Origin of the sequence: Pseudomonas sp. 7SR1 (assembly GCF_900156465.1) — a bacterium.
In the GTDB taxonomy this organism is placed as follows: Bacteria; Pseudomonadota; Gammaproteobacteria; order Pseudomonadales; family Pseudomonadaceae; genus Aquipseudomonas.
Genome location: NZ_LT707064.1, coordinates 3,188,881 through 3,214,915, shown reverse-complemented (window position 1 = coordinate 3,214,915; position 26,035 = coordinate 3,188,881). Strand labels below are relative to the sequence as shown.

Annotated in this window: 24 protein-coding genes; 15 read left to right on the top strand and 9 right to left on the bottom strand. The window is 61.3% G+C overall.

Going from position 1 to position 26,035, the window contains the following annotated elements; translation table 11 throughout:
- Positions 1–19: 19 nt before the first annotated feature.
- From BW992_RS14640 to BW992_RS14630, 3 genes are all read left to right on the top strand, one after another.
- A complete protein-coding gene (locus BW992_RS14640; RefSeq protein ID WP_072393644.1) occupies positions 20–844 on the top strand; it encodes an ion transporter in 825 nt (274 codons plus the stop codon).
- An 80-nt stretch (positions 845–924) separates the two neighbouring features.
- Positions 925–1,923 carry a sulfate ABC transporter substrate-binding protein gene (locus BW992_RS14635; protein WP_072393647.1) on the top strand — a complete coding sequence of 333 codons (999 nt, stop codon included), beginning with the start codon at positions 925–927 and terminating at the stop codon, positions 1,921–1,923.
- 294 nt (positions 1,924–2,217) lie between these two features.
- The gene (locus BW992_RS14630) at positions 2,218–3,423 is read left to right on the top strand and encodes an MFS transporter (protein WP_072393650.1); all 1,206 of its coding nucleotides are present in this window, start codon (positions 2,218–2,220) and stop codon (positions 3,421–3,423) included.
- Positions 3,424–3,473: 50 nt separating this feature from the next.
- On the opposite strand, the gene BW992_RS14625 is transcribed toward BW992_RS14630, so the two are convergent.
- The 4 genes from BW992_RS14625 to BW992_RS14610 form a co-directional block, all read right to left on the bottom strand.
- Complete coding sequence (locus BW992_RS14625; protein WP_053149901.1) at positions 3,474–3,665, bottom strand: PLDc N-terminal domain-containing protein; 192 nt, start codon at positions 3,663–3,665, stop codon at positions 3,474–3,476.
- Between the two features lie 70 nt (positions 3,666–3,735).
- Positions 3,736–4,266, bottom strand: a complete 531-nt coding sequence (locus BW992_RS14620; RefSeq protein WP_076406458.1) for a hypothetical protein — start codon at positions 4,264–4,266, stop codon at positions 3,736–3,738.
- A gap of 148 nt (positions 4,267–4,414) precedes the next feature.
- Positions 4,415–4,933, bottom strand: a complete 519-nt coding sequence (locus BW992_RS14615) for an ankyrin repeat domain-containing protein (protein ID WP_072393656.1) — start codon at positions 4,931–4,933, stop codon at positions 4,415–4,417.
- A gap of 94 nt (positions 4,934–5,027) precedes the next feature.
- Positions 5,028–6,854, bottom strand: a complete 1,827-nt coding sequence (locus BW992_RS14610; protein WP_072431601.1) for a long-chain-acyl-CoA synthetase — start codon at positions 6,852–6,854, stop codon at positions 5,028–5,030.
- 343 nt (positions 6,855–7,197) lie between these two features.
- Between BW992_RS14610 and BW992_RS14605 the strand changes: the two genes are divergently transcribed.
- Positions 7,198–7,476, top strand: coding sequence for a DUF3509 domain-containing protein (locus tag BW992_RS14605; RefSeq protein WP_053149889.1), 279 nt, complete (start codon positions 7,198–7,200; stop codon positions 7,474–7,476).
- Between the two features lie 122 nt (positions 7,477–7,598).
- On the opposite strand, the gene BW992_RS14600 is transcribed toward BW992_RS14605, so the two are convergent.
- From BW992_RS14600 to aroC, 3 genes are read right to left on the bottom strand one after another with little or no spacing between them, the layout of a single operon-like run.
- Positions 7,599–8,144 (bottom strand): 1,2-dihydroxy-3-keto-5-methylthiopentene dioxygenase, encoded by a 546-nt coding sequence (locus tag BW992_RS14600; protein WP_072431602.1) that lies wholly within the window; start codon positions 8,142–8,144, stop codon positions 7,599–7,601.
- Positions 8,145–8,178: 34 nt separating this feature from the next.
- Entirely contained in the window at positions 8,179–9,324 is a 1,146-nt protein-coding gene (locus BW992_RS14595) for an MFS transporter (protein WP_072393665.1), read from the bottom strand.
- Between the two features lie 34 nt (positions 9,325–9,358).
- Positions 9,359–10,450 carry a chorismate synthase gene (gene aroC / locus BW992_RS14590; protein WP_072431604.1) on the bottom strand — a complete coding sequence of 364 codons (1,092 nt, stop codon included), beginning with the start codon at positions 10,448–10,450 and terminating at the stop codon, positions 9,359–9,361.
- Positions 10,451–10,592: 142 nt separating this feature from the next.
- On the opposite strand from aroC, the gene BW992_RS14585 reads away from it, so the two are divergent.
- Together BW992_RS14585 and BW992_RS14580 are read left to right on the top strand one after the other, a co-directional pair.
- Positions 10,593–11,558 (top strand): alpha/beta hydrolase, encoded by a 966-nt coding sequence (locus BW992_RS14585; RefSeq protein WP_072459317.1) that lies wholly within the window; start codon positions 10,593–10,595, stop codon positions 11,556–11,558.
- A 97-nt stretch (positions 11,559–11,655) separates the two neighbouring features.
- A complete protein-coding gene (locus tag BW992_RS14580; protein WP_072459318.1) occupies positions 11,656–12,444 on the top strand; it encodes a hypothetical protein in 789 nt (262 codons plus the stop codon).
- A gap of 81 nt (positions 12,445–12,525) precedes the next feature.
- On the opposite strand, the gene prmB is transcribed toward BW992_RS14580, so the two are convergent.
- Positions 12,526–13,434 carry a 50S ribosomal protein L3 N(5)-glutamine methyltransferase gene (prmB, locus tag BW992_RS14575; RefSeq protein ID WP_072393677.1) on the bottom strand — a complete coding sequence of 303 codons (909 nt, stop codon included), beginning with the start codon at positions 13,432–13,434 and terminating at the stop codon, positions 12,526–12,528.
- A gap of 254 nt (positions 13,435–13,688) precedes the next feature.
- Between prmB and BW992_RS14570 the strand changes: the two genes are divergently transcribed.
- The 5 genes from BW992_RS14570 (at position 13,689) to BW992_RS14550 (ending at position 16,451) form a co-directional block, all read left to right on the top strand.
- The gene (locus tag BW992_RS14570) at positions 13,689–14,279 is read left to right on the top strand and encodes a cysteine hydrolase family protein (RefSeq protein ID WP_072393679.1); all 591 of its coding nucleotides are present in this window, start codon (positions 13,689–13,691) and stop codon (positions 14,277–14,279) included.
- Positions 14,280–14,401: 122 nt separating this feature from the next.
- Entirely contained in the window at positions 14,402–14,722 is a 321-nt protein-coding gene (locus tag BW992_RS14565; protein ID WP_072393681.1) for a hypothetical protein, read from the top strand.
- A gap of 75 nt (positions 14,723–14,797) precedes the next feature.
- Entirely contained in the window at positions 14,798–15,355 is a 558-nt protein-coding gene (locus tag BW992_RS14560; RefSeq protein ID WP_072393683.1) for a Smr/MutS family protein, read from the top strand.
- A 77-nt stretch (positions 15,356–15,432) separates the two neighbouring features.
- Positions 15,433–15,978 carry a GTP cyclohydrolase I FolE gene (gene folE / locus BW992_RS14555; RefSeq protein ID WP_072431607.1) on the top strand — a complete coding sequence of 182 codons (546 nt, stop codon included), beginning with the start codon at positions 15,433–15,435 and terminating at the stop codon, positions 15,976–15,978.
- A gap of 101 nt (positions 15,979–16,079) precedes the next feature.
- Positions 16,080–16,451 carry a glutathione S-transferase N-terminal domain-containing protein gene (locus tag BW992_RS14550; protein WP_072459319.1) on the top strand — a complete coding sequence of 124 codons (372 nt, stop codon included), beginning with the start codon at positions 16,080–16,082 and terminating at the stop codon, positions 16,449–16,451.
- Between the two features lie 106 nt (positions 16,452–16,557).
- Here BW992_RS14550 and BW992_RS14545 read toward each other — a convergent pair whose 3' ends face one another.
- Complete coding sequence (locus BW992_RS14545) at positions 16,558–17,724, bottom strand: aminotransferase-like domain-containing protein (protein ID WP_072393844.1); 1,167 nt, start codon at positions 17,722–17,724, stop codon at positions 16,558–16,560.
- Between the two features lie 82 nt (positions 17,725–17,806).
- On the opposite strand from BW992_RS14545, the gene BW992_RS14540 reads away from it, so the two are divergent.
- From BW992_RS14540 to BW992_RS14525, 4 genes are all read left to right on the top strand, one after another.
- Positions 17,807–18,244 carry a MarR family winged helix-turn-helix transcriptional regulator gene (locus BW992_RS14540; protein ID WP_072393846.1) on the top strand — a complete coding sequence of 146 codons (438 nt, stop codon included), beginning with the start codon at positions 17,807–17,809 and terminating at the stop codon, positions 18,242–18,244.
- 332 nt (positions 18,245–18,576) lie between these two features.
- Positions 18,577–19,926: an NCS2 family permease gene (locus BW992_RS14535; RefSeq protein WP_072393848.1), complete on the top strand. Its 1,350-nt coding sequence runs from the start codon at positions 18,577–18,579 to the stop codon at positions 19,924–19,926.
- A 64-nt stretch (positions 19,927–19,990) separates the two neighbouring features.
- Positions 19,991–20,617, top strand: coding sequence for a LysE family translocator (locus BW992_RS14530; RefSeq protein WP_072393850.1), 627 nt, complete (start codon positions 19,991–19,993; stop codon positions 20,615–20,617).
- A 1,466-nt stretch (positions 20,618–22,083) separates the two neighbouring features.
- The gene (locus BW992_RS14525) at positions 22,084–25,815 is read left to right on the top strand and encodes a calcium-binding protein (protein ID WP_072431609.1); all 3,732 of its coding nucleotides are present in this window, start codon (positions 22,084–22,086) and stop codon (positions 25,813–25,815) included.
- Positions 25,816–26,035 lie beyond the last annotated feature (220 nt).

The window sequence follows — 26,035 nt, the reverse complement described above, 5'->3', positions numbered from 1 at the left end:
TCCGACTCAGGCGAAGGTTATGGACCACAGCAACGATTGGCGTCAGCGCCTCTACATCATGATTTTCCAGACCGACACCGTGGCCGGCCGACGCTTCGACAGCGCATTGCTGTTGATCATCCTCGCCAGCCTCGTGACGGTGATGCTCGACAGCATCGACAGCGTGCACAAGGACTACGCGGCCCTGCTGGCCTACATCGAATGGGGCTTTACCTTCATCTTCCTGGTGGAATATGGCCTGCGCCTGTACTGCTCGCCCCAGCCACTGCGCTACGCCTTCAGCTTCTACGGCCTGGTGGACCTGCTGGCGATCGTGCCGGGTATCCTGGCGTTGTACTACAGCGATGCCCAGTACCTGCTGATCGTCCGGATCATCCGCATGCTGCGCATTTTCCGCGTGCTCAAGCTCAGCCCCTACCTCAAGCAGGCCAATTACCTGATGTCGGCACTGCGGGGCAGCAAGCAGAAAATCATCGTGTTCCTGGTCAGCGTCTCGACCCTGGTGACCGTATTCGGCACGCTGATGTATGTCATCGAAGGTCCCGAGCACGGCTTCACCAGCATCCCCAAGGGCATCTACTGGGCTATCGTGACATTGACCACCGTGGGCTTCGGCGACATCGTGCCCAAGACACCGCTGGGCCAGGTGGTCTCATCCCTGGTGATGATCACCGGTTACTCGATCATCGCGGTGCCGACCGGTATCTTCACGGCTGAACTGGCCTCGGCCATGCGCGGGGACCAGCTCAAGCACGACTGCCCGGTGTGCAGCAAAAACAACCACGAGCACGGGGCGGCGTTCTGCTCCCGCTGCGGTAATGCACTGTTCAAGAAACTGGAATAAGCAAAGCACTTTTTGATGCTTGAAGGGCCCTAGGCTTACAGCTAGTGTCCGGAACCCCTTTCAATAAAAAGGAATTCGCAGTGAAGAAACTCTTTGGCGCCTCACTCCTTGCCGCCGGTCTGACCTTCGGCAGCCTGGCCCACGCCGCCCCGACCCTGCTCAACGTTTCCTACGACGTGATGCGCGACTTCTACAAGGACTACAACGCTGCTTTCCAGAAGCACTGGCAGGCCGAACACAACGAAAGCATCACGGTGCAAATGTCCTTCGGCGGCTCCAGCAAGCAGGCGCGCTCGGTGATCGACGGGCTGCCGGCGGATGTCATCACCATGAACATGGCCACCGACATCAATGCCCTGGCGGACAACGGCAAGCTGGTCCCCGAGAACTGGGTCACCCGTCTGCCGAACAACAGCGCCCCGTTCACTTCGGCCACGGTGTTCATCGTGCGCAAGGGCAACCCCAAGGCCCTGAAAGACTGGCCCGACCTGCTCAAGGACGGCGTGCAGGTGATCGTGCCCAACCCCAAGACCTCCGGCAACGGCCGTTACACCTACCTGTCGGCCTGGGGCTACGTGCTCAAGAATGGCGGCGATGAAAGCAAGGCCAAGGACTTCGTCGGCAAGCTGTTCAAGCAGGCCCCGGTCCTGGACACCGGCGGCCGCGCGGCGACCACGACCTTCATGACCAACCAGATCGGCGATGTCCTGGTGACCTTTGAAAACGAAGCCGAAATGATCGCCCGCGAGTTCGGCCGCGACCAGTTCGAAGTGGTCTACCCGAGCGTGTCCGCCGAAGCCGAGCCGCCCGTGAGCGTGGTGGACAAGGTCGTCGAGAAGAAAGGCTCCCGCCAGGCCGCCGAGGCATACCTCAAGTACCTGTGGTCGCCGGAAGGCCAGGAAATCGCCGCCGCCAACTACCTGCGTCCACGAGACCCGGCTGTCCTGGCCAAATACACCGATCGTTTCCCGAAAGTGGATTTCCTGTCGGTGGAAAAAACCTTCGGTGACTGGCGCACGGTGCAGAAGACTCACTTCAATGACGGTGGGGTCTTCGACCAGATCTACAGCGGCCAGTAACAAAACCAATGGGTCATGCGCAGTCCTGTGGCGAGGGGATCTATTCCCGCTGGACTGCGTAGCGGCCCCAATCCAGCCGACGCGGGTTGTCTGAATACCGTTGTGTCCTGTTTTAGGGCTGCTGCGCAGCCCAGCGGGGATAAATCCCCTCCCACAGAGGCAACGCCCTCGCCCTATAAAGGGTTCGCCGCACCATCAACGGCAAGCATGTCTGATATCAGCCGCAAAGCCTGTTCCTGAGCGGCGCAACTCATTAGCCTCACGCCATCCTTTCAAGCTACTGACGAGATTGCCATGAGTGCCCCCCCATCCACCGCACCCGCCGGTACAAGCATGACCCGCGGCATGGTGCTGCTGTTCGCCTTCTGCTGCGGCGCCATCGTCGCCAACATCTACTACGCCCAGCCCATCATCGAACTGATCGCACCAGACATCGGCCTGACCAGCACAATGGCCAGCCTGATCGTCTCGCTGACCCAGATCGGCTACGCCCTGGGCCTGTTTTTCCTGGTGCCGCTGGGCGACCTGCTGGAAAACCGCCGGTTGATGATCCTCACCAGCCTGGTGGCGATCGCCAGCCTGCTGGGCGCGGCGTTCACCGATCAGCCCAATGTGTTCCTGCTGGTTTCATTGCTGGTGGGCTTCAGTTCAGTGTCGGTGCAAGTCCTGATTCCCCTGGCCGCGCACCTGACGCCGGAAGCCTCCCGGGGACGGGTGGTCGGCGGGATCATGGGGGGCCTGTTGCTGGGGATCCTGCTGGCGCGGCCGGTGTCCAGCGTCGTCGCCGACCACTTCGGCTGGCGTGCCATGTTCATGGGCGCGGCCGGATTGATGGCAGCCATCAGTATCATCCTGGCTTTCACCGTGCCCAAGCGCCAGCCTGACCACAGTGCCTCCTACGGCCAGTTGCTGGCCTCCCTCGGCACCCTGCTGCGCCAGCAACCGCTGCTGCGGCAACGGGCCTTTTACCAGGCCTGCCTGTTCGCCACCTTCAGCCTGTTCTGGACGGCGGTCCCCCTGGAACTGGCACGCAACCATGGCCTGAGCCAGAGCGAAATTGCCTTGTTCGCCCTGGTCGGGGCCATCGGCGCCATCGCCGCGCCCATCGCCGGGCGCCTGGCGGACGCCGGTCATACCCGCATCGCTTCGCTGCTGGCCATGCTCTTTGCGAGCCTGAGCTTCCTGCCGGCATTCGTGCATCCGCTCTACAGCGTCATCGGCCTGGCCGTCACGGGGGTGCTGCTGGATTTCTGTGTACAGATGAATATGGTCCTGGGCCAGCGCACCATCTACGCCCTCGACGCCAAGAGTCGCGGTCGCCTCAATGCGCTGTACATGACCAGCATCTTCATCGGCGGCGCATTCGGCTCGTCGATTGCCAGCGCGATCTATGAACACGGCGGCTGGTCGTGGGTGGTCATCGTCGGCAGCGTATTCCCGTTGCTGGCCTTGCTGCGCTTCCTGGGCGCTTCGCAGGAGCGCTCAGTGGCGACGGCCTGACACGAACGACAACCCGGCGGTCAGGGACCGCCGGGTATCGCAGGCAGCCGTCAGACCCGCACGTTGCCTCGCGGCCCGGCAATCGCCCAGATGATCAGCCCCAGCACCGGCAGCAGCAGGATGAGCAGCACCCACAGCACTTTCGCCCCGGTTCCCGCGCCGCTCTTGAGCACATTGATGATCGCCCAGATATCGAGCGCCAGGATGATCAGGCCTATCAGGCCGTTGAAGGTAGAACCCATGGTGTCGCTCCAGAATGGTGACATGCACTCTTAGGATAGCGGCGCCTCGGCAAGGGTTCCGTTTATCGCTTCAGATATGCACGGCGATCCTGAGGGCCTCAAGGGCTGGCGTGGCGGCGATGCCGACCTCGGCACACAGTTCCAGCACCCGCGGCACGTCATTGCCGTATACCAGCACCATCTGCAATTCATCGTCGAGCAACTGGCTGAAGTTCATCAGCACGTAGCCGCCGTTTTCCTTGTTCAGGCTGCTCATCTGGACCTGGATACGATTCAGCGCGGTGAGTGCCTCGGTCTTCGCCAACTGCTTGGGCTTGAGGTTGAACGCCACGCCCGGGCCGAACGAGGCGAGGATCTGCTCGAACAACTGCACATAGGTATCGGCCTGGAACAGCACGGTATCCGGCAGGCTGCCGACCACGACCCACTCACCCAGCGGGATCGGGAAAGTGTCGTCGTAATTGATGTCCGGGTTGGCCGCCAGAAATATCGCTGGATCGGCATAGGCCTGGGCCGCTTCATCTGCGATTCGCTCAATCTCGGCATCGCCCAGGCAACCGGAGCTGATTTTGCTGATGAGTTCGACGAGTGCGGGTTTCATGGCAAATCCTGTGGCGAGGGAATTTCAAGGGCGCGCAGAATAGCGCATCCGCGAACCGATTAGGATGGGGCTGACAGGTGACCAGGCAGCCCTGCGAACGCAAGCGCCTCGCCACCAGCAGCAGGTTCGAGCCTTGTACCCAAGGCTCTCAGCCGAGCAACTTCTCCAACTGCGCCGTGGTGTCGGCCGCGCCCATGGTCCTGGCCGCGTCCAGCGCCGAACTGCCATTGGCGTCCCGGGCTTTCGGGTCGGCGCCTTGGCTGATCAGGTAATCGACGATCTGCACCCGGTTGAACATGGCCGCCATCATTAACGCCGTGCGGCCGTCGAAGGAGGCGCCTTCCACCTGTGCGCCCCCTTCCACCAACGCCGTGACCACGGCCAGGTCGCCCTTGAATGCCGCGCCGGCAATCGGACTCTGGCCATTGTCGTTGCGTATTTCCGGGTCGGCCTTGTGCTCCAGCAGGACTTTCACCGTGTCCACATGGCCGTGATAGGCAGCGAGCATCAGCAGGGTATCGCCCTTGTGGTTGCGCAAGTTGGGTGGCAGGCCTTTATTGAGCAGGGCCGCCATCATGGCGGCATCGCCCTGGCGTGCAACGTTGAATACCTGCTCGGCAAATTCCGCGGCTTCTTGCGGGGTCATCTGGCGGCTTGTATCGGACATGGGCAACTCCACTTGGCTCTTTACGAAGCGGCTAGTTTCCGGGGCGCCCCATGCCCTGTCACTCGCTTTTTTTCTGTACCGGCCATAGCCGTAGTCAATAACGGTATTGCCCGCCCTGAATCCGTGCGGCCAATGGCCGGTCGATACGCACATAGGTTTCGGTGCCGGGCAGCCAGGCAAAGACCGGTTCGTCGCCGGTGACACAGGGATCGAAGGCCTCGGCCCTGAGGCGGTTCTTCTGGTACTTGAAGGTGCCGGTGGTGTCCATTTTCACCTTGATGCGCAAGAACAACGGCACCGCATAGCTCGGCAACTTGCCCTGGAGGAACAGGAGCAACTCGCTGAAATCCAGGGTCGCCAGGGACTCGGACGGGGTGATCGCCGCCATGCCTGCCCGGCCGTTGGTGCCATTGATCTCCACACCGTAAGCCACCGCCTCGGCCACTTGCGGATGCTGCAACAACACATTCTCGACCTCGGTGGTGGAGACGTTTTCACCTTTCCAACGATAGGTGTCACCCAGGCGATCGACGAATTGCCCATGACCGAAGCCGATGTTGCGCAGCAGATCGCCGGTGTTGAAGTAGCGGTCGCCCGGCACGAAGACGTCCCGGTAGATGGTCTTTTCGGTCTTGGCCGGATCGGTGTAGCCGTCCAGGGGGGCTTTGTCGTCAATGCGCGCCAACAGCAGGCCCGGCTGGCCCTTGGGAACCTTCTGCATGCGCCCCTGCAGGTTGCGCAGCGGTGCCCCGCTGTCATGGTCGTAGCGCACCAGCTCCCAGCCCATCAGGGAGAAACCGACGGTATTGTCGAAATTCAACACGTTGGTAAAGCCGATGTTGCCGTCGCTGGCGGCGTACAGCTCGCAGATATGTTCCACGCCAAAGCGCGTCTTGAAAGCCGACCAGGCCCCCGGTCGCAGGCCGTTGCCGATCATCTTGCGCACCCGGTGCCGGCGGTCTTCGGTACTGGCTGGCTGGTCGATCAGGTATCGGCACAACTCACCGACATACCCCAGGGTAGTGGCCCTATAGCGACGCACATCGCTCCAGAAATGGCTGGCGCTGAACTTGCGCCGGATCGCGAATCCCGAGGCTCCGCAGATTGCCGCGCCCCAGCAGACGCACAGGCCCGTGGCGTGGTACAGCGGCAAGGTGCAATAGAGAATGTCATCGGGCTTCATGTCCAGGGCGATCAGCCCGAAGCTGGTGGAAGTGCGCATCCAGCGGCCATGGCGGAACACGCCGGCCTTGGGCAGCCCGGTGGTGCCCGAGGTGTAGAGGTAAAAGCAGGGGTCGTTGGAAAAGACCTGCCGGCTGCTGGCCGGGTTATCGTGCGGGTAGTCTGCGGTACTGCCCATCAGGTCGACGAACCCCTCGGGCATGGCGGCGCTCTGTTCATCCGCGACCCACCAGGTGCGGGTGTCCGATAATCCGGTTCGGCCGCGTACTTCATTGAACGCCGGGACCCGCTCGTCGCCCACCACCACGGCCACCGGCGCGACCAACGCCAGGCTGTGGACAAGTGCATCCCCCGTCTGCGAGGTGTTGACCATGGCGCTGACCGCGCCGACCTTCGCCACGGCCAATACCGTGACCAGCAGCTGCGGGCGGTTCTCCAGGAAGATGGCGATGCAGTCACCCTTGCCGATCCCTTGCGCCAAAAGGTAGTGGGCGATGCGGTTGGCTTGCTCGTTGACCTGTGCATAACTCAAACAGAGGTCGCCGCACAGCAGCGCCGGCCCCTGGGGGTTGCGCTGGACGGCCTGTTCGAAACACCAGCCCAGGCCGCAGGGCTGGGTCGGGTCCTGAACGTTGGCCAGCTTGAGGCCTTTGACGATCCGGGGAACGGCCCTGGCCAGGGTGGGCAGCTTGCGCAGCATCATGCCCCAGGTAATGGCATCGCTGGGTGTTGGACTCATGGATTTCCCGTTCGACCTTCGAGTGTCTTGTTATCGGGCGGAAGGTGGTATGGGCTCGAAAGTACGCCAGGGATCGCGGGGCTGTACATGCGGTTTTTGCAATGTTTTGTATCCCACCACCCTGGGAGCGAAACGGGAGCATCGCGAAGCGATTTGGTTCCGTAAAACATCGACCCACCACGCAAAATGCAGGATGCACGATGGCCATTCATGCAAGATGCACGACCGCAAAAACTCAATGAAAATTTAACCTATTGTTTTTAAAGGCATTTATTTAACTTCAAAGGCTGGCACAGACACTGCAACAGCTCCTCCACGGTTTGCCTCACCATGGAGCAGTCACATGAACATGATTCAAGAAAAGTTTGCATCCCTGTTTTCCAACTATGAAGTCACCACTCAGGCACGCCCGGACGGCGGCATCTTGCTGACCTTGCGCAACAGCGAAGGCAAACTGTTCAAACGCACGATTTCCTACGCCCAGTTGCACGCCGGGGATCAACTGTCCTGGGCCATCAGCGCCATCCGTCGTGACCTGGCTGAGCAGGCCAGCGAATTGCCGCAGATTACCCTGCTGCAGAGCCAACATCGCTTCGCGCTGCCGACCTATCACAGCGCCTGAGCCTGTCGAAAAAAAGCGGGCTTGCTGACAAAAGCGCGGTGTCAGTCAGTTGAATACTGGCCGACACCGCGCTTTTGCCAACAAGCCCGCTTCGTTTTTCCTGGCACGCTCAAGGCGCCGCGTCAGTCCTCGAGCCGTGGGAAACGGCTGGCAATGTCATTGCCGGTGAACCGGGCGGCGCGCTTTTCCTGATCTTTGAACAGGCGAAGAGTCACGTAATACGGTTGCTCCCCCATGTCGAACCAGTGAGACGTGCCGGCGGGCACCGAGATCAGGTCGTTCTTTTCACACAGCACAGCGTAGATGTAATCGTCCATGTGCAGGCTGAACAGGCCACGACCGGCCAAGAAAAAACGGACTTCGTCCTGTTCGTAGTGGTGCTCTTCGAGGAGCCGGGCGCGGACTTCGTCTTTTTGCGGATGGTCGTTATCCAAGCTGATGACCTCGACCTCACACAATCCCTCCTCACCCATCCACTGCTCGATCCGGGGCCGGTAGGCCGCGATGATCTCGTCGTGGGTCGCGTCAGGCTGGATCTTCGTGGCGGCTTGCCAACGCTCGAAGCGAACGCCCTTTTCGGCCAGGGTCGCGGCGATATCTTCGAAGTGGGTCAGCACCTTGTTCGGGATGTCGGGGCTTGAGAGGTGATAAACGGACAGGCTGCTCATGACTGTGGCTCCAGCAAATTAACGGTTCGAAGGCTCATGGCCTGTCCTCTTTCATGCGAATGGCAATGAGGACTGCTGCCGCAAAGGCCGCGAGGCTGGCGATATTGAATGTCCAACTGGCGCCCAGGGCATTCCAGCTGTAGCCGGAATACAACGCACCCAGCGCCCCACCCGTGCCAGCCAGCGCTGCGTACAGGGCCTGACCCTGGCCTTGCTGGCGTGGGCCGAAGCTACGTTGCACGAAATGGATGGCGGCGGCATGGAAGCTGCCAAAGGTGGCGGCATGCAGCACTTGGGCAAACAGCAGCACCCAGAGGAACTCGGCCAGCGATCCCAGCAGCAACCAGCGCAATGCCGCCAACAGGAAACTCGCCAGCAGCACACGACGCACGGAAAAGCGCGCGAGGATCCGGCTCATCAACAGGAACATCAAGACTTCGGCTACCACGCCCACGGCCCAGAGCACGCCGATCAGGCCGCGACTGTAGCCCAGGTGTTCCAGGTGCAGGGTCAGGAAGGTGTAATACGGCCCATGGCTCACCTGCATCAGGCCGACGCAGGCATAGAACGCCAGGACGCCCGGGTTGCGCAGTTGGCGCAGGAAACCATCCCCCGCCACCCGGGGCCCCTGCACCGGCTGGGCGTTGGGCACCCAGAAACTGGCGAACACGATGCCGCCCATGATCAGCACCAGCGCCACCGGATAGATGTCCAGGCTCAGCCATTCGAGCAGCCGCCCCAGGGCCACCACCGCGATGATGAAGCCGATGGAGCCCCACAGGCGAACCTGGCTGTAGCGCGAGGCCTGGCCCCCCAGATGAGCCAGGGTAATGACCTCGAACTGGGGCAACACCGCATGCCAGAAGAAGGCATGCAGCGCCATCACCATCGCCAGCCAGGCATAGCTCTTGTCGATGAAGATCAGGGAAAAGGTCAGCAACGTGCAGATCGCGCCGAAACGCACGATTGCCAGGCGCTGGCCGGTGTAGTCCCCCAGCCAGCCCCAGATATTCGGCGCCACGCAGCGCATCAGCATGGGAATCGCCACCAGCTCGCCGATGCGCGCCGCATTGAAACCCAGATGATCGAAATACAGCGCCAGGAACGGCGCCGTCGAACCGAGCAGCGCGAAATAGAACAGATAGAAACTGGAGAGCCGCCAGTACGGCAGTGCCGCCACGGTCGTCAGGCCACTGCGGTCGGCAGGCCAGCCATCAAAGCTGACCCAGCGCCGGCGTGGCGACCCGCACGCCGGCGTTCTGGCCGCGATGACGCAGCAGGTGGTCCATCAGCACGATCGCCATCATCGCCTCGGCGATTGGCGTAGCCCGAATGCCGACACAGGGGTCGTGACGGCCCTTGGTGATCACGTCCACCGGATTGCCGTGGATGTCGATGGAGCGCCCCGGGGTGGTGATACTGGACGTGGGCTTCAGCGCCAGGTGCGCCACGATCGGCTGGCCCGAGGAAATGCCGCCGAGGATGCCACCCGCATTGTTGCTCAGGAAACCCTGCGGCGTCAGCTCGTCACGGTGCTCGGTGCCACGTTGGGCGATGCAGGCGAAACCGGCGCCGATCTCCACCCCTTTCACCGCGTTGATGCTCATCAACGCATGGGCCAGTTCCGCGTCGAGACGGTCGAAGATCGGCTCACCGAGGCCGGGCATCACGCCTTCGGCCACCACGGTAATCTTCGCACCGACCGAGTCCTGGTCCCGACGCAGCTGGTCCATGTAGGCCTCAAGCTCCGGCACCTTGTCCGGGTCAGGGCTGAAGAAGGCGTTCTGCTCCACCGAGTCCCAGGTCTTGAACGGAATCTCGATGGGCCCCAGCTGGCTCATGTAGCCGCGGATCACGATGCCCTGGCTGGCCAGGTATTTCTTGGCAATCGCCCCTGCCGCCACGCGCATGGCGGTTTCCCGGGCCGAACTGCGACCGCCGCCACGGTAGTCGCGCTCACCGTACTTGTGGTGGTAGGTGTAGTCAGCGTGGGCCGGCCGGAACAGGTCCTTGATGGCCGAGTAGTCCTTGGATTTCTGGTCGGTGTTGCGGATCAGCAGGCCGATGGCGCAGCCGGTGGTGCGACCTTCGAACACCCCGGAGAGGATTTCGACTTCATCGGCTTCCTGGCGTTGGGTCGTATGGCGGCTGGTGCCCGGCTTGCGGCGGTCCAGGTCACGCTGCAGGTCTTCCAGGGAAATCTCCAGGCCCGGCGGGCAGCCGTCGACAATGGCGACCAACGCCGGGCCATGGCTTTCGCCCGCGGTGGTGACAGTGAACAGCTTGCCGTAGGTATTGCCGGACATGCAGGGTGCTCCGTGAAATCGCTGAGAGACTCAACCTTGGATTCGTGATGGACGCCAGTATACGCAGGCTCCCTGCGTAGTTCATCCTCGAACCTTATCGAGGCCCGTCAGTCCAACCGGCACCTTCGCAACTAATGGCGTGATGATGTTAAACCTGCTTGCCCTGAGCCTCACCCTGTTCACTTGCCTGTTTTGCGGCTTGGCCCAGGCCACGGTCCTGCAACGCCCCATCAGCCTCGACACGGGCAACGGTGAGCTGTTCGGCACCTTGTTGTTGCCCAAGGCCGATACGCCCGTGCCGGTTGTCCTGATCATCTCCGGCTCCGGCCCCACGGATCGCGACGGCAACAACCCCGAAGGCGGGCGCAACGACAGCCTCAAGCGCCTGGCCTGGGTGCTGGCCAGGCACAATATCGCCAGTGTGCGCTACGACAAGCGCGGGGTGGCCGCCAGCCTGGCCGCCACTGCGGATGAACGCAACCTGAGCGTCGAAGCCTACGTGGCCGATGCCGTGGCCTGGAGTCGCAAGCTCGCCGCCGATCCGCGCTTGGGGCCGCTGGTCCTGCTGGGGCACAGCGAGGGTGCCTTGATCGCCAGTCTCGCCGCTCCCCAGGCCAGCGCGGTGGCGGTGGTTTCAGTGGGCGGCAGTGCCCGGCCGATCGACCAGGTGCTTCGCCAACAACTGGGCAGCCGCCTGCCGCCTCCCCTGATGCTACGCAGCAACGAGCTGCTCGACAGCCTCAAGGGCGGTCGAGTCGACCTGAATGTGCCGCCACAACTGCAGTTCATCTTCCGCCCCAGCGTCCAGCCGTACCTGATCTCGCTGTTCCGCCAGGATCCGGCCCAGGCTTTCGCCGCACTGAAGATGCCGGCGCTGATCGTCCAGGGCACTCACGACATCCAGGTCGGTGTCGATGACGCCAGGCAGTTGAAGGCCGCCAAGCCCGACGCCGAGCTGGCGCTGGTCAATGGCATGAATCATGTGCTGCGCATCGTGCCCAACGATGAGAGACGCCAACTGCAATCCTACAAGGACCCCAACCTGCCCCTGGCAGCGGAACTGGGCATCCGGATCGTGGGTTTTATCGACTCGATCACCTCCCGTTAAGCGATTAACGCTCCAGTCCTGGCAAAAACGGCCGATAAACCGGTGTCGGACAGCGCATTGGCTGCCGAGGAGCCGGCCTGGACAGGATTTTGCCGCTATGACTGAAACTGAAACTTCACCCGACACCACCGCCGAGACCGCTGCCCCGCCAAGCGCGGAGCTGCCCTGGGCGGACGTGCAAGCCGAGCATCACAAGATGCTCCGGCTGGCACCGCTCAAGACCGATCGCGCCACGGGTGCGCGGCCATTGCGGTTCGTCGAATTCAGCTATGCCGAGCGGCACAGCAAGGAGCGCAGCCTGCTGCGCATGAGCATCCAGCTGCCGGGCCAGCGGGTGCGCAAGGAACAGAACCACCTGGACGTCTGGGCCGACCACGTGGAAAAACGCCTGCATTTTTCCCCGGAGAGCCTGCAGGTCGAGCCGATGAATCGTGGCATTGGCCGCTTCCTCGCGGCCCAGGGTATTGCCTGGGCCAAGAAGCGCTGGTCGAGCTATCGGGTGGAAGGCACCGACCTGAACAACAAGGACGCGCTGAACGAAGACACCCGCCTGCGCCGCGATCACTTCCTCAAGGCCCAGGGTTTCGAGGTGGTCTACGCCGACGCCCAGCACCTCAAGGGCAGCGTCAAGGCCGTCCAGGTCGGCGACCTGGTGGGAGACTGGAACACCGAGAAGCTGCAGTTCGTGACCATCCTGGAAGCCGCGCAGATGCTGCAGCAAGCCGAGCAGAACCTGGCGGAACAGGAAGTCAAGATCAAGCAGCAGGAAGAGAGGGTCAGCAAGTTCAAGCGCGAAGACACCGGCCTGCGCTTCACCATCACCTGCCTGGTGGCTTTCGCCATGTTCCAGGCGGGGTTGCTGATCTGGATTGCGACGCGGCACTGATTGAGGGCCGCTTGAAACATAACCCCGTGGCGAGGGGATTTATCCCCTCACCACAAGGACAGTTCCGTCAGCTCACTCGGGTCAAACCCGCGAAGCAAACAACGCCTGATGCTGGCGGCACTGTTCGGCGCTGAGCATGAACACGCCATGGCCGCCCCGCTCGAACTCCAGCCAGGCGAAATCCACTTCCGGGTAGAGTGCCTCGACGTGCACCTGGCTGTTGCCCACCTCGACGATCAACAGCCCTTTTTCGGTCAGATGATCGGCCGCCTCGGCCAGCATCCGGCGGACCAGGTTCAGGCCATCATCGCCGCAGGCCAGGCCCAGCTCCGGCTCATGCTGGTATTCCTGGGGCATGTCGGCGAAGTCTTGCGCATCGACATAGGGCGGGTTCGACACGATCAGGTCGAAGCGCTGCCCCGGCAGGCCATCGAAACCATCGCCCTGGACCGTGAAGACCCGCTCGTCGACGACATGGCGCTCGATGTTCTGGTTGGCCACTTCCAACGCCTCGAACGACAGGTCGGCCAGCACCACTTCGGCCTCGGGAAATTCCTGGGCACAGGCGATGCCGATGCAGCCGGAACCGGTGCAAAGGTCGAGAATCCGTGTCGGTTCCTGGCCCAGCCAGGGCTCGAAGCGTTTTTCGATCAGCTCGCCGATGGGGGAGCGCGGAATGAGCACGCGCTCGTCGACAATGAAAGACATCCCGCAGAACCAGGCTTCGCCCAGCAGGTAGGCCGCCGGGATGCGCTCGGCGATACGCCGATGCAGCAGGCGTTGTACATGGACCAGCTCTTCGTCTTCGAGGCGGCAGTCCAGGTAGCTGTCGGAGATTTCCCAAGGCAGATGCAATGCCCCCAACACCAGTTGCCGGGCTTCGTCCCAGGCGTTGTCGGTGCCATGGCCGAAAAACAGATCCTCCCCGTGGAAACGGCTGACGGCCCAACGGATATGGTCGCGCAGGGTACGAAGGCGGGAAGTGATCACGGCGGCAAACTCCAGAAAAAACGACGGGCGAGTCTAACAGCCAAACACGTCCCAGCCCAAACCCGCCTCGGGGACCACTGAAATTCCCGAAGAGATTGTAGGATCCTTCCGTTTTTCGAGTGCCCCCATTGAACAATACAGGCATCTTGACAAGGCTGTAGGCCAGCAACGGCGGCCCTTGCGATGGAAGCGATTCACAGAACCGCTCAGCCAGAGGAGAATGTCGCAAAAGCCCCACTCGAAGGAGCCCCAGAATGTCCGTTCCAAAAACGATGTTTCAACTCAGTGGCCGTGGTTACGCGGCGGCCAACCTGAGTCAAGCGACCCTGATCATCATCGATGCCCAGAAGGAATACCTCGCCGGCCCCCTGGCCCTGAGCGGCATGGATGCAGCGGTCGCGAACATCAAGCAATTGCTCGGTGCGGCCCGTGCCGCCGGTCGACCGATCGTGCATGTGCGCCACCTGGGCACCCACGGCGGGCTGTTCGACCCCCAGGGCGAACGCGGCGAGTTCATTCCGGGCCTGGAACCTGAGGGTGACGAGATCGTCATCGGCAAGCTGCTGCCCAGCGCATTCCACGGCACGGACCTGAAGAAACGCCTGGAAGAGCTCGGCCCCCTCGACCTGATCGTCTGCGGATTCATGAGCCACTCCAGCGTCAGCACCACGGTACGCGCCGCCAAGAACCTGGGCTTTCGCTGCACGCTGGTGGAAGACGCCTGCGCCACCCGCGACCTGCCGCACAAGGGCACCGTCCTCAGCGCCGAACACGTGCACCAGACCGAAATGGCGATCATGGCGGACAACTTCGCCACCCTGGCCCTGACCCAGGACCTTATCTGACCCTGCCTCGATGAGCGGCCCTGTTCCGCCGCTCATCCGCAAAAGCCACTCACTCGCCAGGCCTCAGGAACAACCCGAACATCTTCCGGTCGAAGGGCCGATACCCATTGAGGAAGGTCGGAATGAAGTTATCCGATGGTTTTGACGCACGTCGCCTGCGGCCCAAGGGCCCGAGCAACTGGCGATTTCGTTTCGGCGCGGCGATCGCTGCGCTGCTGGCAACACTCGGTGTGCTGCTGGCCATGGCCGGTGCCGCCAGCCTGCTGGGACGCCCGCCCGCACTGGGCGAGCTGAACGCCACCCCCCTGGGCTCGGCGATCATCCTGGCGGTCGGCCTGCTGGTGCTGCTGCTGGGCATCTGGCTCTGGCGCCGCTGCCGCCGTCGCGCCCGCCAATCCCTGGAGCTGGCCATGGCTCCCCACCTGATGAAAAAACACGACTGAACCACCGCCCGACGTTTTTCTCGCGCCCGATCCCGCCGGACTTGGGTAAACTGGCCGGCCTTCGCGGAGGCTGACATGCAAGACGACGACTTTTCCCTGTTCAAGAGTGCGATCCAGGGCGTAAAACCGATCAAGCACGATCGCGCCGAAACCGGCAAACCCAAGACCGATCGCGCCCAGATCGCCAAGCTGCGCCAGGCCGCCACCGTACGCGCCGACGCCACCACCGTGGACGGTTTGTCCGATCAGTTCGTGATCGACGTCGGGCCGGAAGATGAATTGATGTGGGCCCGCGATGGCGTCCAGGAAAGCCAGATGCGCAAGCTGAAGGCCGGCCAGATCCCCTTCGAAGGCAGCCTCGACCTGCACGGCATGAGCGTCGAAAAAGCTCGGGAAACCCTCTGGGCCTTCCTGGCCGAGGCCACCCGGTTCGAAATCCGCTGCGTACGCGTCACCCACGGCAAGGCCGTGCGCCTGGACGGCAAGCGGCCAATGATCAAGAGCCACGTCAACACCTGGCTGCGCCAGCACCCGCAAGTACTGGGCTTCACGTCCTGCCAGGCGAAACACGGCGGCGCCGGGGCGGTGTACGTGATGCTCAAGCGCACCATGATGGAAGGCCGCGACGAGTAGCCCTCGATTGCCGAGCTTGCAGCGCCGTGTCCGCCACCGTACCCTTGCCCTTTGCGTAAAATCCCACAGGTAGTTTCATGTCTCTGGAACAGAATTACACCGCGATTCTCGGCCAACTGGGCGAGGACGTCTCCCGCGAGGGCCTGCTCGACACGCCCAAGCGCGCTGCCAAGGCCATGCAGTACCTCTGCCGCGGTTATGGACAGACCCTCGAAGAGGTCACCAATGGAGCCTTGTTCAGCTCCGACAACAGCGAAATGGTGCTGGTCAAGGACATCGAGCTGTACTCGCTGTGCGAGCATCACTTGCTGCCATTCATCGGCAAGGCCCACGTCGCCTACATCCCCAGCGGCAAGGTGCTGGGGCTGTCGAAGGTGGCGCGCATCGTCGACATGTATGCGCGTCGCCTGCAGATCCAGGAAAACCTCAGCCGCCAGATCGCCGACGCGGTCCAGCAGGTGACCGGTGCCCTGGGCGTGGCCGTGGTGATCGAGGCCAAGCACATGTGCATGATGATGCGTGGTGTGGAAAAGCAGAATTCTTCCATGATCACCTCAGTGATGCTGGGCGAGTTCCGGGAAAACGCCGCGACCCGCAGCGAATTCCTCAGCCTCATCAAGTAATCCGTCTCACGAAAAAAACCGGCAGTGATCGCCGGTTTTTTTCGTCCGCGAAAAATCAGGTAAGCTGCGCCCCTCTTCTTCCCTGCCGTGAGGCTTGTCACGTGATCGTCAAAGCGCTTCGGGTTGGCCTGGGCCAGCTCATCATCTTCATCGATTTCATCACCCGTCCCGCCAAGAAGCGGCGTTCGGCCGAGGCCCAGGCGCAAGTGGACCAGGCGGCACGCAGCCTGACGCTGTACCAGTTCCATGCTTGCCCGTTCTGCGTGAAGACCCGCCGTACCCTGCACCGCCTCAACGTACCGGTGGCCCTGCGCGATGCGAAGAACAACGCCCAGGATCGCCAGACGCTGCTGGAGCAAGGCGGCAGGATCAAGGTGCCGTGCCTGCGCATTGAAGAAAAGGGCGAGACCACCTGGATGTATGAGTCCAAGGTGATCATCGATTACCTGGACAAGCGCTTCTCGGTGGTCTGAGTTTTCGCTAGCCTGGGGGCGGGCAACCCGCTCCCACAGAGCCCCATGCACCTATGTGGGGTTTGCCTGCGAAGTGGCCAGCAAGATCAGCGCAAATGCTCCCACCTCAGGCCGCCTTTGCCGCCAGAGCCTGCCGCACCACCCCCGCCAGCCGCTTGAGCCCTTCATCCAGGCGGGTCGGGTCGATGTGGCTGAAGTTCAAGCGCAAGTGTCCCGGGTGCTTGTCCGGCTCGGGAAAGAACGGCTCCCCCGGCATGAACGCGACGTCGGCCGCCAGCGCGGCGGCGAGCAAGGTGCGGGTGTCGAGGGGCTGCCTCAGGGTCAGCCAGAAAAACAGCCCGCCCTGGGGCATGTTCCAATCCGCGATGTCGCCAAAGTGTTTTTGCAGGCCCGCTTCGAAACGGTCGCGACGATCCCGGTAGAAATCCCTCAACACGCCAAGATGCCGCTGGTACTTCTCGCTGCCGATCCACTGCAAGGCCTGCCATTGTCCGATGCGATTGGTGTGCAGGTCCGCCGACTGCTTGAGCCGCAGCAGATGCGGGAACAGGTCCGGGCTGGCGATCAGGTAGCCCACCCGCAGCCCGGGAAGCAGGGTCTTCGACACCGTGCCGGTGTAGATCCAGCTGGCCTTTTTCAGGCGACTGACAATCGGCGTGGCGCTAGCACCGTCGAACGTCAGTTCGCGGTAGGGTTCGTCTTCGATCAAGGTCACGCCGAATTCATCCAGGAGCGCCGCCACCGCATCGCGCTTGGCCTCGCTGTAGCGCACCGCCGAAGGGTTCTGGAAAGTGGGAATCAGGTAGATGAATGCCGGTCGATGCCGCTCCAGCCGTGCCCGCAACTGCTGCAGGTCCGGACCATCGGCCTGCAACGGTACGGTGATGCAATCGGCGCCGAACAACTGGAAGATCTGCAACGCCGCCAGGTAGGTCGGCGCCTCCAGCATGACTTCGGTACCGACATCGATGTGCAGTTTCGCCGCCAGGTCGAGGGTCTGCTGGGAACCGCTGACCACCAGCACCTGACTCGCTTCACAGGCCAGGCCCAACGACCGCGCCTGGGCCGCCAGGGCCTCACGCAGGGCCGGCTCCCCTTCGCTCATGCCATATTGACCCATGGCCGACGGCATGGCCTCCCACTCCACCTTCGGCAACATGGCTTCGGCCGGCAGGCCACCGGCGAACGACATCACTTCAGGGCGCTGGGCCGCGGCGAGGATTTCTCGGATCAACGAACTTTTGAGGCGCGAGACACGTTCGGAAAAAGCCATGGGATCACCCTGTAGCGAGGTATTAGGGAAATAAGTCAAACTGCTTGACCGAAATTACCCCGACCTTTCTGGATACGTCAATATGCTTGACCTTAAAAACCCGACTTCCCAGCAAATGGCCATGGAAGCGTTCTTCTTCGGCTACCAGGCGTTCACCGCCAAGGCTGACGAGATGCTCGAACGACGTGGCTTGAGCCGGGTGCATCAGCGGATCGTCTTTTTCATCGCCCGCTACCCGACACTGAGCGTGAAAGAACTGCTGGGATTGCTTGGGGTGAGCAAACAGGCCCTGAACATGCCATTGCGGCAGTTGATGGAGATGCACCTGGTGAACAGCGTCGCCTCGCAGACCGACAAGCGTAAGCGGCTGCTGGAGCTGACCGCCGAAGGTGAGCGGTTCGAACAGGCGTTGCGGCGTGAACAGGTGAAACTGCTGGAGCGGGTGTTTGCCGAGGCTGGGGAGGCGGCGGTGGACGGGTGGTTGGCGGTGAATATGGCGTTGGGCAAGTCTGGCGACTGAGGCAAATTCCCATCGCCTGCGTCAATGCCTTCGCACGAAGACCGCTACCACAAGGTTTGGCGGCGCATGCAAGCCTCTCGTCACATCCATCTCTCCTCGCGGGGCGGGCTTACTATTTATCCAGCGATATATCCCTATCGTCCGATTTTTCGTCGACAACATAGAAAACATTATTTGCTTTATTTGTATACAAAAGCATAATTCGCCTCGTGCGAGTTCCTGACCAACAGGTCAACAAACGTCGCCAGCCTTACCTGCCTCAACGCTGCGCAACCACCCCCCAGGGCCTGCGGAGCTGGAAATAAAAATAAAACTCTTGAGGAGTACTCGCTGTGGAAAGCCGCAAACCCGACGCCCGGACGCTAGACCTTTCGCCGCCCCTACGCAGTGGCTGGCTGGACCGCCTCTTCAAACTCAGCTTGCATGGCACCACGGTCAAGACCGAGTTGATTGCCGGCCTGACCACCTTCATCACCATGGCCTATATCATCTTCGTCAATCCCAACATCATGGCCGATGCCGGGATCGACCATGGCGCGGCCTTCGTCGCCACCTGCATCGCCGCCGCCCTGGGATGCCTGCTGATGGGCCTCTACGCCAACTGGCCGGTGGGCCTGGCCCCGGGCATGGGCTTGAACGCGTTCTTCACCTACACCGTGGTCGGCACCATGGGCTACAACTGGGAAACCGCCTTGGGCGCGGTGTTCATTTCCGGTGTGCTGTTCATGGTGCTGACGTTGTCACGCATCCGGGAATGGCTGCTCAACAGCATTCCAGTGAGCCTGCGGTTCGCCATGGGTGCGGGGGTGGGGTTGTTCCTGGGACTGATCGGCCTGAAGACCGCCGGGATCGTGGTGGACAGCCCCGCCACCCTGATCAAGCTCGGCTCGTTGCGTGAACCCGGTCCGTTGTTGGCCGCGGTGTGCTTCCTGATGATCGCCGTGCTCAGCTACCACCGCGTGTTCGGCGCGATCCTGATCAGCATCATCGCCGTGACCCTGGCCGGCTGGGGCCTGGGGCTGGTGCAGTACAACGGGGTCATGTCGACACCGCCGAGCCTGGCGCCGACCTGGATGGCAATGGACGTGGCCGGCGTGTTCAACGTCAGTATGATCAGCGTGGTGCTGGCCTTCCTGTTTGTGCACATGTTCGACACTGCCGGCACCTTGATGGGCGTCGCCCAACGCGCCGGCCTGGTGAAGGCCGATGGCCGGATCGAGAACCTGTCCCGCGCCCTGAAGGCCGATAGCGCTTCCAGTGTATTTGGCGCCATGGTCGGCGTGCCGCCGGTGACCAGCTACGTGGAAAGCGCCGCCGGCGTGGCGGCCGGTGGCCGGACGGGGCTTACCGCGGTGACCGTCGGCGTGCTATTTATTGCCGCGATGTTCTTCGCGCCGCTGGCCGGGATGATTCCTGCCTACGCCACCGCCGGAGCGTTGATCTATGTCGCCATGCTGATGATGGGCGGTATGGCCCATATCGAATGGGACGAACCGACCGACAGCATCCCGGCCATCGTGACCGCCATCATGATGCCCCTGACCTTTTCGGTCGCCGACGGCATCGCGTTGGGTTTCATCACCTATGTGGTGCTCAAGGCCTGCACCGGTAAACACAAGGACATTTCAGTCAGCCTGTGGGCGCTCTGCGCGATTTTCATCGCCAAGTTCATTTTCCTGTAGGCGATACATCGATCCACCCGCCTCACCCCTTCGGGTGGGGCTTTTGTATATCAGGAGCAAAGCAATGAATCTGGAAACCTGGCTGTTGTTCAGCGGTGCCGCCCTGGTGGTGATCCTCATTCCGGGCCCGCTGTCGCTGTTGATGATCGGCAACAGCCTGAACTATGGCCTGCGTCGCTCGTACCCCGCCTTCCTGGGCGGGGTGAGTGCCTCTATCTGTCTGTTGAGCGCATCGGCGCTGGGACTCGGTGCGTTGTTGCTGGCTTCGGAACAACTGTTCAGTGCCTTGAAAATCGTCGGCGCACTGTACCTGTTCTACCTGGCCTGGCAGAGCTGGCAGCAATCGCGCCAGCCGTCCCAAGGGGCCGAGGTTCCCCAGGCTGCTGCCGTTCCGCGTTTCCGCGCGCTGTTCGGCCGAGCGTTCGTACTGGGCGCCAGCAACCCCAAGGACATCCTGTTCTTCGCCGCATTCCTGCCACAATTCCTCAGCGCCGAACAACCGTTCCTGCCGCAACTGCTGGTGATGATCGTCACCTGGACCCTCCTGGACCTGCTCTGCAAGCTGGCCTACGGCCTCGGCGCCCACGGTGCGGCGAGGTACTTGCGAACGGGCAAGGGCCAGAGCTGGTTCAATCGCATCAGTGCCGGGTTGTTTGGTGGTGCAGGGACGGCTTCGTTGTTGAGCCGTTAAACAGTAAAAGCATCCTAGCGGGCTCGCACACTGTTCCTCCATCGTTAACAGGATATTTCTGAGAACCTCACGCGGTGGGCGTCTTATCACCAAACAATCGACGGGTACTCGCTTTGGTTTACGCCTTAATGAATACCCTCTTCACATTAACTAAAGTTTCATTCCAACGCCCGACCCCTGTAAATAAAGTGTCTTTCCTAAAAATAGCGATTGCCGCCAGGCAAGGTGTCACGACGGGTCGTGACTCATTATAACGAGAGGCTTAGACCCAGCATGACGGCAACAGCCATAGTCAAAACGGGATGGTATTTGTTAACACACAACACCAGGTAGTCAACAGCACCAGAAATTCAATATTCGAGGACCACACAACCATCCGAGCCTTTATTGCCCGCAAGTCCACCATGCCCCGTTTGGCTGCTCGTATTGATAGTACCTCCAGTTCCCCCCGAACCGCCCATACCAGCATTGCCGCAAGAAGAAGGAATCGTCGCTCCGGCCGCCCCGCCTGCACCACCGGTTTCGCTCCCCCCTTGGGACCCTCCAGGTTTCCCCTGAAATCCTACCTTGCCATTAACACAGCCTGTAACCCTCGGTTGATCCGCCCCATACCCAGCGCTGCCAGGGGTATTGCTGGGCACGCCCCCGGCACTGCCACCACCTCCACCGGCCCCTCCTCCGGCCCATACTCCACCTCCGTACGGAAAATTGACGTTAGTGGTTTCTCCGTTGCCTCCTGATCCGCCGCCCTGACTCAGAGCGCCAGCGCTTCCTCCCGCCCCCCCGGTACCGATTTCGATTGTCAATTGCCCACCTGCCGGAACGGAGGAATCACACTCCAAATTGGCGCCACCTCCACCGCCTCCGCCGCCTGCTCCACGTCCGTTGAGCACATAACCATCATAAGCTCCTCCACCGCCACCACCGCCACCACCTGCGCCTATAACAGTGAACTTGATACGCGTCACATCGTAGGGAACATTGAAACTCCCACTTTGAGTAAAAGTTTCAGTTGTAGCACCGACAGATAGCGCAAAACCAGTTAGCAGTAGACCCACGACCTTCAACGCCGCAACACGCGCATTAGACATGACATACACTCCCTTCAATCCAGCACTATAACCAGACTGATCGACAAGAATTAAGCTGACAGCAACTTACACAATAAAAGCCCTTATTCAGCCCACACCTAAAATCTAATACACACAAACAGAACTCGGCACTGTCAGGTATTACAGTCACCTATAACATTTTGCTACTGCACTTGCCGATTAATATTCATAAAAATACAGCTCCCAACATAACTGGGGCATGAGAGGCGATTCGAAAATATTCAAATCCTCTGGCGACTCTCTTTTTCCACCTGAAGCGTTTGCAAAACCTAGCAACAACCAGTCGATGTACACCTCTCTGGCGAACGCCTTTCATAGGTGGGTAGCTATCATCACTGAACAAGGACGTTCACCATGGCCAAGGCTCTCCAGCCCAGCTCCGCTCCCGACAAGCCTACCGTCGTCATTTCGGACCTGGGCTTTCCCGTTAACGAACACACCGTCGAGACACTCCACTTCAACGCTGTGGATAACGTAGCGCTCTTGTCGGCCCACCTGCACAGGCGGGCTCAACTTGAAGTCGTCGATAGGCTTTATGGTCCGCTGCACATCGGTTCCGTAACGGTGACCCGCTCAGCCCTCGATGCACTGGGAGCAACGACTGATGGGCAGCCTCTGAACGGGGACAATACGTTCTTCCGCATTGCCAATCGTTTCTTCGTGGACTCTTTGCAATTCAGCGCGCCTGATATCGAAACCCGTCTGAAACTGTCCGCCGATGCGGATGACTATCGGCTGTCGACGTTGCTGTTTGAAATGGCGAGCCAGCGCTCGTCCTCCGCACCTTCAATGCTGAGGGAAAAACCTGAATCCACCGCTACACCCGCCCGTTATCGAGGTCCCCTCGAAAGGCTCCTGGCAAGTGCCCAAAAGCTCGATATCCAGAGGCCAGCTCACAAAGCATTCAGTTGGGCCAGCACAACCAAGAGCAATGTCCTCATCCCTACAGGGCTTGGGCTCCAGGCTTTCGGAATCTATAGCGGCCTGCGGGGCCTGCAGGACGCCATCCGCAACAAGGACGCCTACCAGGCCGTGTTCAATGGCAGCAGCGTGGCCGCCGAGGTCACGTCGATCGGCGTCGAGGCGGCCGTGACCAGGCAAGCCACGCAAATGATCAAGGCCGGCCAGCGCTCCCTCGGGGATTTCTCCAAAACGACATTCGCCACGCGGCTGGCCCGTGGAAGCAGCCTGATTGCCAGCGTGCTGACCCTGCCCTTCGACATCGTCGCCGCCATCGATGCCTTCAAGGCCGCGGGCAACACCACTGGCAAAGAGGCCACCGACCATTACGTCAGCGCCGCCCTGAGCGTCACCAGCGCCGCCATGACCCTGACCATCGGCATGGCGGCGTTGGCGGGGTTTGGTTCAGCCGGTCCCGTGGGCCTGGCAGCGGGCCTGATTTTGCTGGTTGGATCACAGGTCTGGGGGGCGATTCGGCAAGTCGATGAGATCGACGACTACATCACCCTCACCGTCAACGAGCGCCTGCGCACAGGTTGGTTCGCCTTCTGGACGATCGATGCCGATCAGGATATCCAGGACCGCTATCTCGTGGCCAAGGCGACCGCCGAGCATACCAAGCGCCTGCAAGCCGATGCCCTGGCCCTCCTCAAGGGCCCGTTGAAAGACAGCACCGAGGCCATCGTGAACGGCACGTTCACCGTGGAACTCGAACCGGTGACTTACAACACCTGGAATTGGTGGACCGGTGAAAGGTACCAGGCGACGACAGTACGCCCCCGGATCATGGACAACGACGATCGCATAGACGCAAGCAAAGGCGTCACCGCCGAGACGCCCGGTGCAGTCATCGAAACGTCCGGAGAAGATAAAGCCATCCAGTGGTACCTCGGCGGTGGCAACGACACCGTTGTCGGCGTCGCAGACAAGCCGAATGTCTTTCACTACGCAGGCGGCGTAAAAAAACTGACCGGTGGTTCCAGGGATGACGTTTTCATTTTCGAAGGCTCGACACAGGCCCCCGGAGGGCAGCAGGCACTTTCGACGAATCGTCTCGAAGGCGGCCAGGGTAACGACACCCTCGTCCTATCGGGCCGTACCGGCAATAGCCAAGCGCCGCGGCTGGGTTACCAGGTCGACCTGGACGCCGGGCAAGTATCCACCATCGTCCAGGAAGGTCATGGCACAGGGAGCAGACATTATCGCCATGCGGCCCTTGAAGGCATCGAAAACGTGGAGATCCCCGAGGGCGGAGCCAACATCATCAAGGGCACGTCCAGCGCGAACATCATCAAATCCCGGGGCAATGACACCCTAGAGGCCGGCCCGGGAGATGACCGGATCTTCATTCTCACTGGAAACAACCGCAACGCCGACGGAGGGCCTGGCAGCGATGTCTATGCCATCGCTCATAAGCCAGGCTGCGTCACCATCACCGAAGACGGTGCGGACAACAGTGTCATCGCCCTGGACTGGCGTGCCGACCTGATTGAAAGCTGGACTGTCGAAGAAGGCCACCTGGTCATCACGTCGGGCTTCGATGCAGATGACCGGGAGCGTCGCAAAGTGATCGTCAGGAATGTCTATACCGACAGCCATTATCCGAAGGCCCTGCAAAATGATCGGCTGATGTTCATCACCCGGGACGGCTACCATCTGATACCCGACCTGCCCGATATGATCGAGCACGACCATCCTCTCGATATTGAAGTCGTCGTGGTGCAGCAAGGCACACCGCGACATCCGTCCATCCTGAACGATCGAAGCGAACAGCAGGTCGCCCATGACAAAGACACGAACTATCATGTTTCGCGGCTTAATGAGCTCACGACACTGAGGTTCAAACAAAAAAGCGCCTTCTGCACCACCCTTCACCTGGACTATCGCAGTCCCGAGCTGACGCGCATCGAGGCTCACTACCAGGCCCAGGCCACCGGGCAGGATGAACTGGAGGTGGCACGGTATGGCGAATGCGGCCTGACGCTCCACTTTGGCACCCGCCAGGTGGCCTTGAAAAACCTGGCGAGTTCCGACGAACGCTACAGCGCGCAAAGCGCGGTGACGGGCCGCCGCGCATTTTCCGCCCTGGCGTCCCACCATACGGTCATCCTCATCCTGAATGACGACGTATGCTACCGCCTGGTCCAACCTTCACCCGACTATGGCCTGTTGCTGGACGAAACCTTCGTCGGCAAGGATCCGGTGGCATGGACTGCGCAAGTCCCAATGCCGGCCCCGCTCACAAACAGGAAATACACCTACCTCCGCCCACTGGATAACACACCTCATTACATGCGCAGTTGGGCAACTTGCGCCCTGTTGACAGCCCCCACTGAACAGACCGGCATCGAAGTCCTGATTGGCGAAGGCGCCACCTACCTTGTGCACCTCAGCCCGAACATGACCCTACGCCTGTCCACGCCGGGCGCATTGGTCAGTGCCAATCCTCGACTGCCCCATGCCTCCACCTGGGAACTCGACGCCACGCACCTGGGCGCAGTCGAGATAAGGCTGTCCTCCAATCTGCTGCGTATCGGCACAATCACCATCCACCTTCCCGTCCATGACGCTGACGACCTGCTCGACCAGATACGCGTCATCACGGCACAGGGTGTCGTCCATGCTGTCGATAGTCTGTTTGAACGGGTGTACGTGGAAGCACTCGATGGCCGGTATTTCACACCTCCCAGCGACCCCGACGGAGCATTGCCCGGGGAACTGGCCAACCTGAAGCACGAAGCGCTGAAGGTGCTGCACGTCGCCGTCAGGGACGGGGCTGCCGGGAACCTGAGCTATAACCTCAAGACCCGCAGGTGGACGCTCGACAGCGACAGGTCCCGGATCATCGGGGCGGCGCAACTCAAAAGAACGGAGCTCTGCGATCACGCCCTCAAGACCTATCGCAGCCTGGCTCGCGAGGGCCTCGCTCAGACGCCCCCCGTGGGAGACGATGCACTGCGTCTGCTACGGGAAAAATGCGTGGAGATGATGGAGGGCTTCACATTGGGAAATTCGGTGAGGTTCGCGCAAGTGCTGGTACTGAGTGCAGTCTTCGGCATCAGGCTTTCCCAACTCAATTGGCTTCTTTCTCTGGGTGAAGCCAAGTCCCGGTGTCCGTTGCCTTGACGTGGCTTGGAAAGTTCCTTTTTCAACGGTCCCATACATATGTAGTGCACCCGCCTGCCGGTTTTCCGCGAGCATCTTGAAAGCACCTGGCCTGTCGGTCTGCAAGCTACGACAGGCCTGGCTTCATGAATATCGGTACTTTCAAACCCAAGAGCGGAATGCAATGAGTCCAAGACGAAACACCCGGCTCAATAGCCCCAAGTCGTCCCCTGATACACCC

Coding starts and splice junctions, on each gene's coding strand:
- aroC (WP_072431604.1), bottom strand. CDS start 10,450: ATGTCCGGCAATACCTACGGCAAGCTGTTCACTGTCACCACCGCGGGC.
- BW992_RS14630 (WP_072393650.1), top strand. CDS start 2,218: ATGAGTGCCCCCCCATCCACCGCACCCGCCGGTACAAGCATGACCCGC.
- BW992_RS14615 (WP_072393656.1), bottom strand. CDS start 4,933: ATGTCCGATACAAGCCGCCAGATGACCCCGCAAGAAGCCGCGGAATTT.
- BW992_RS14525 (WP_072431609.1), top strand. CDS start 22,084: ATGGCCAAGGCTCTCCAGCCCAGCTCCGCTCCCGACAAGCCTACCGTC.
- BW992_RS14625 (WP_053149901.1), bottom strand. CDS start 3,665: ATGGGTTCTACCTTCAACGGCCTGATAGGCCTGATCATCCTGGCGCTC.
- BW992_RS14600 (WP_072431602.1), bottom strand. CDS start 8,144: ATGAGCAGCCTGTCCGTTTATCACCTCTCAAGCCCCGACATCCCGAAC.
- BW992_RS14610 (WP_072431601.1), bottom strand. CDS start 6,854: ATGAGTCCAACACCCAGCGATGCCATTACCTGGGGCATGATGCTGCGC.
- BW992_RS14640 (WP_072393644.1), top strand. CDS start 20: ATGGACCACAGCAACGATTGGCGTCAGCGCCTCTACATCATGATTTTC.
- BW992_RS14545 (WP_072393844.1), bottom strand. CDS start 17,724: ATGGCTTTTTCCGAACGTGTCTCGCGCCTCAAAAGTTCGTTGATCCGA.
- BW992_RS14585 (WP_072459317.1), top strand. CDS start 10,593: ATGATGTTAAACCTGCTTGCCCTGAGCCTCACCCTGTTCACTTGCCTG.
- BW992_RS14620 (WP_076406458.1), bottom strand. CDS start 4,266: ATGAAACCCGCACTCGTCGAACTCATCAGCAAAATCAGCTCCGGTTGC.
- BW992_RS14530 (WP_072393850.1), top strand. CDS start 19,991: ATGAATCTGGAAACCTGGCTGTTGTTCAGCGGTGCCGCCCTGGTGGTG.
- folE (WP_072431607.1), top strand. CDS start 15,433: ATGTCTCTGGAACAGAATTACACCGCGATTCTCGGCCAACTGGGCGAG.
- BW992_RS14560 (WP_072393683.1), top strand. CDS start 14,798: ATGCAAGACGACGACTTTTCCCTGTTCAAGAGTGCGATCCAGGGCGTA.
- BW992_RS14540 (WP_072393846.1), top strand. CDS start 17,807: ATGCTTGACCTTAAAAACCCGACTTCCCAGCAAATGGCCATGGAAGCG.
- BW992_RS14570 (WP_072393679.1), top strand. CDS start 13,689: ATGTCCGTTCCAAAAACGATGTTTCAACTCAGTGGCCGTGGTTACGCG.
- BW992_RS14605 (WP_053149889.1), top strand. CDS start 7,198: ATGAACATGATTCAAGAAAAGTTTGCATCCCTGTTTTCCAACTATGAA.
- BW992_RS14565 (WP_072393681.1), top strand. CDS start 14,402: ATGAAGTTATCCGATGGTTTTGACGCACGTCGCCTGCGGCCCAAGGGC.
- BW992_RS14580 (WP_072459318.1), top strand. CDS start 11,656: ATGACTGAAACTGAAACTTCACCCGACACCACCGCCGAGACCGCTGCC.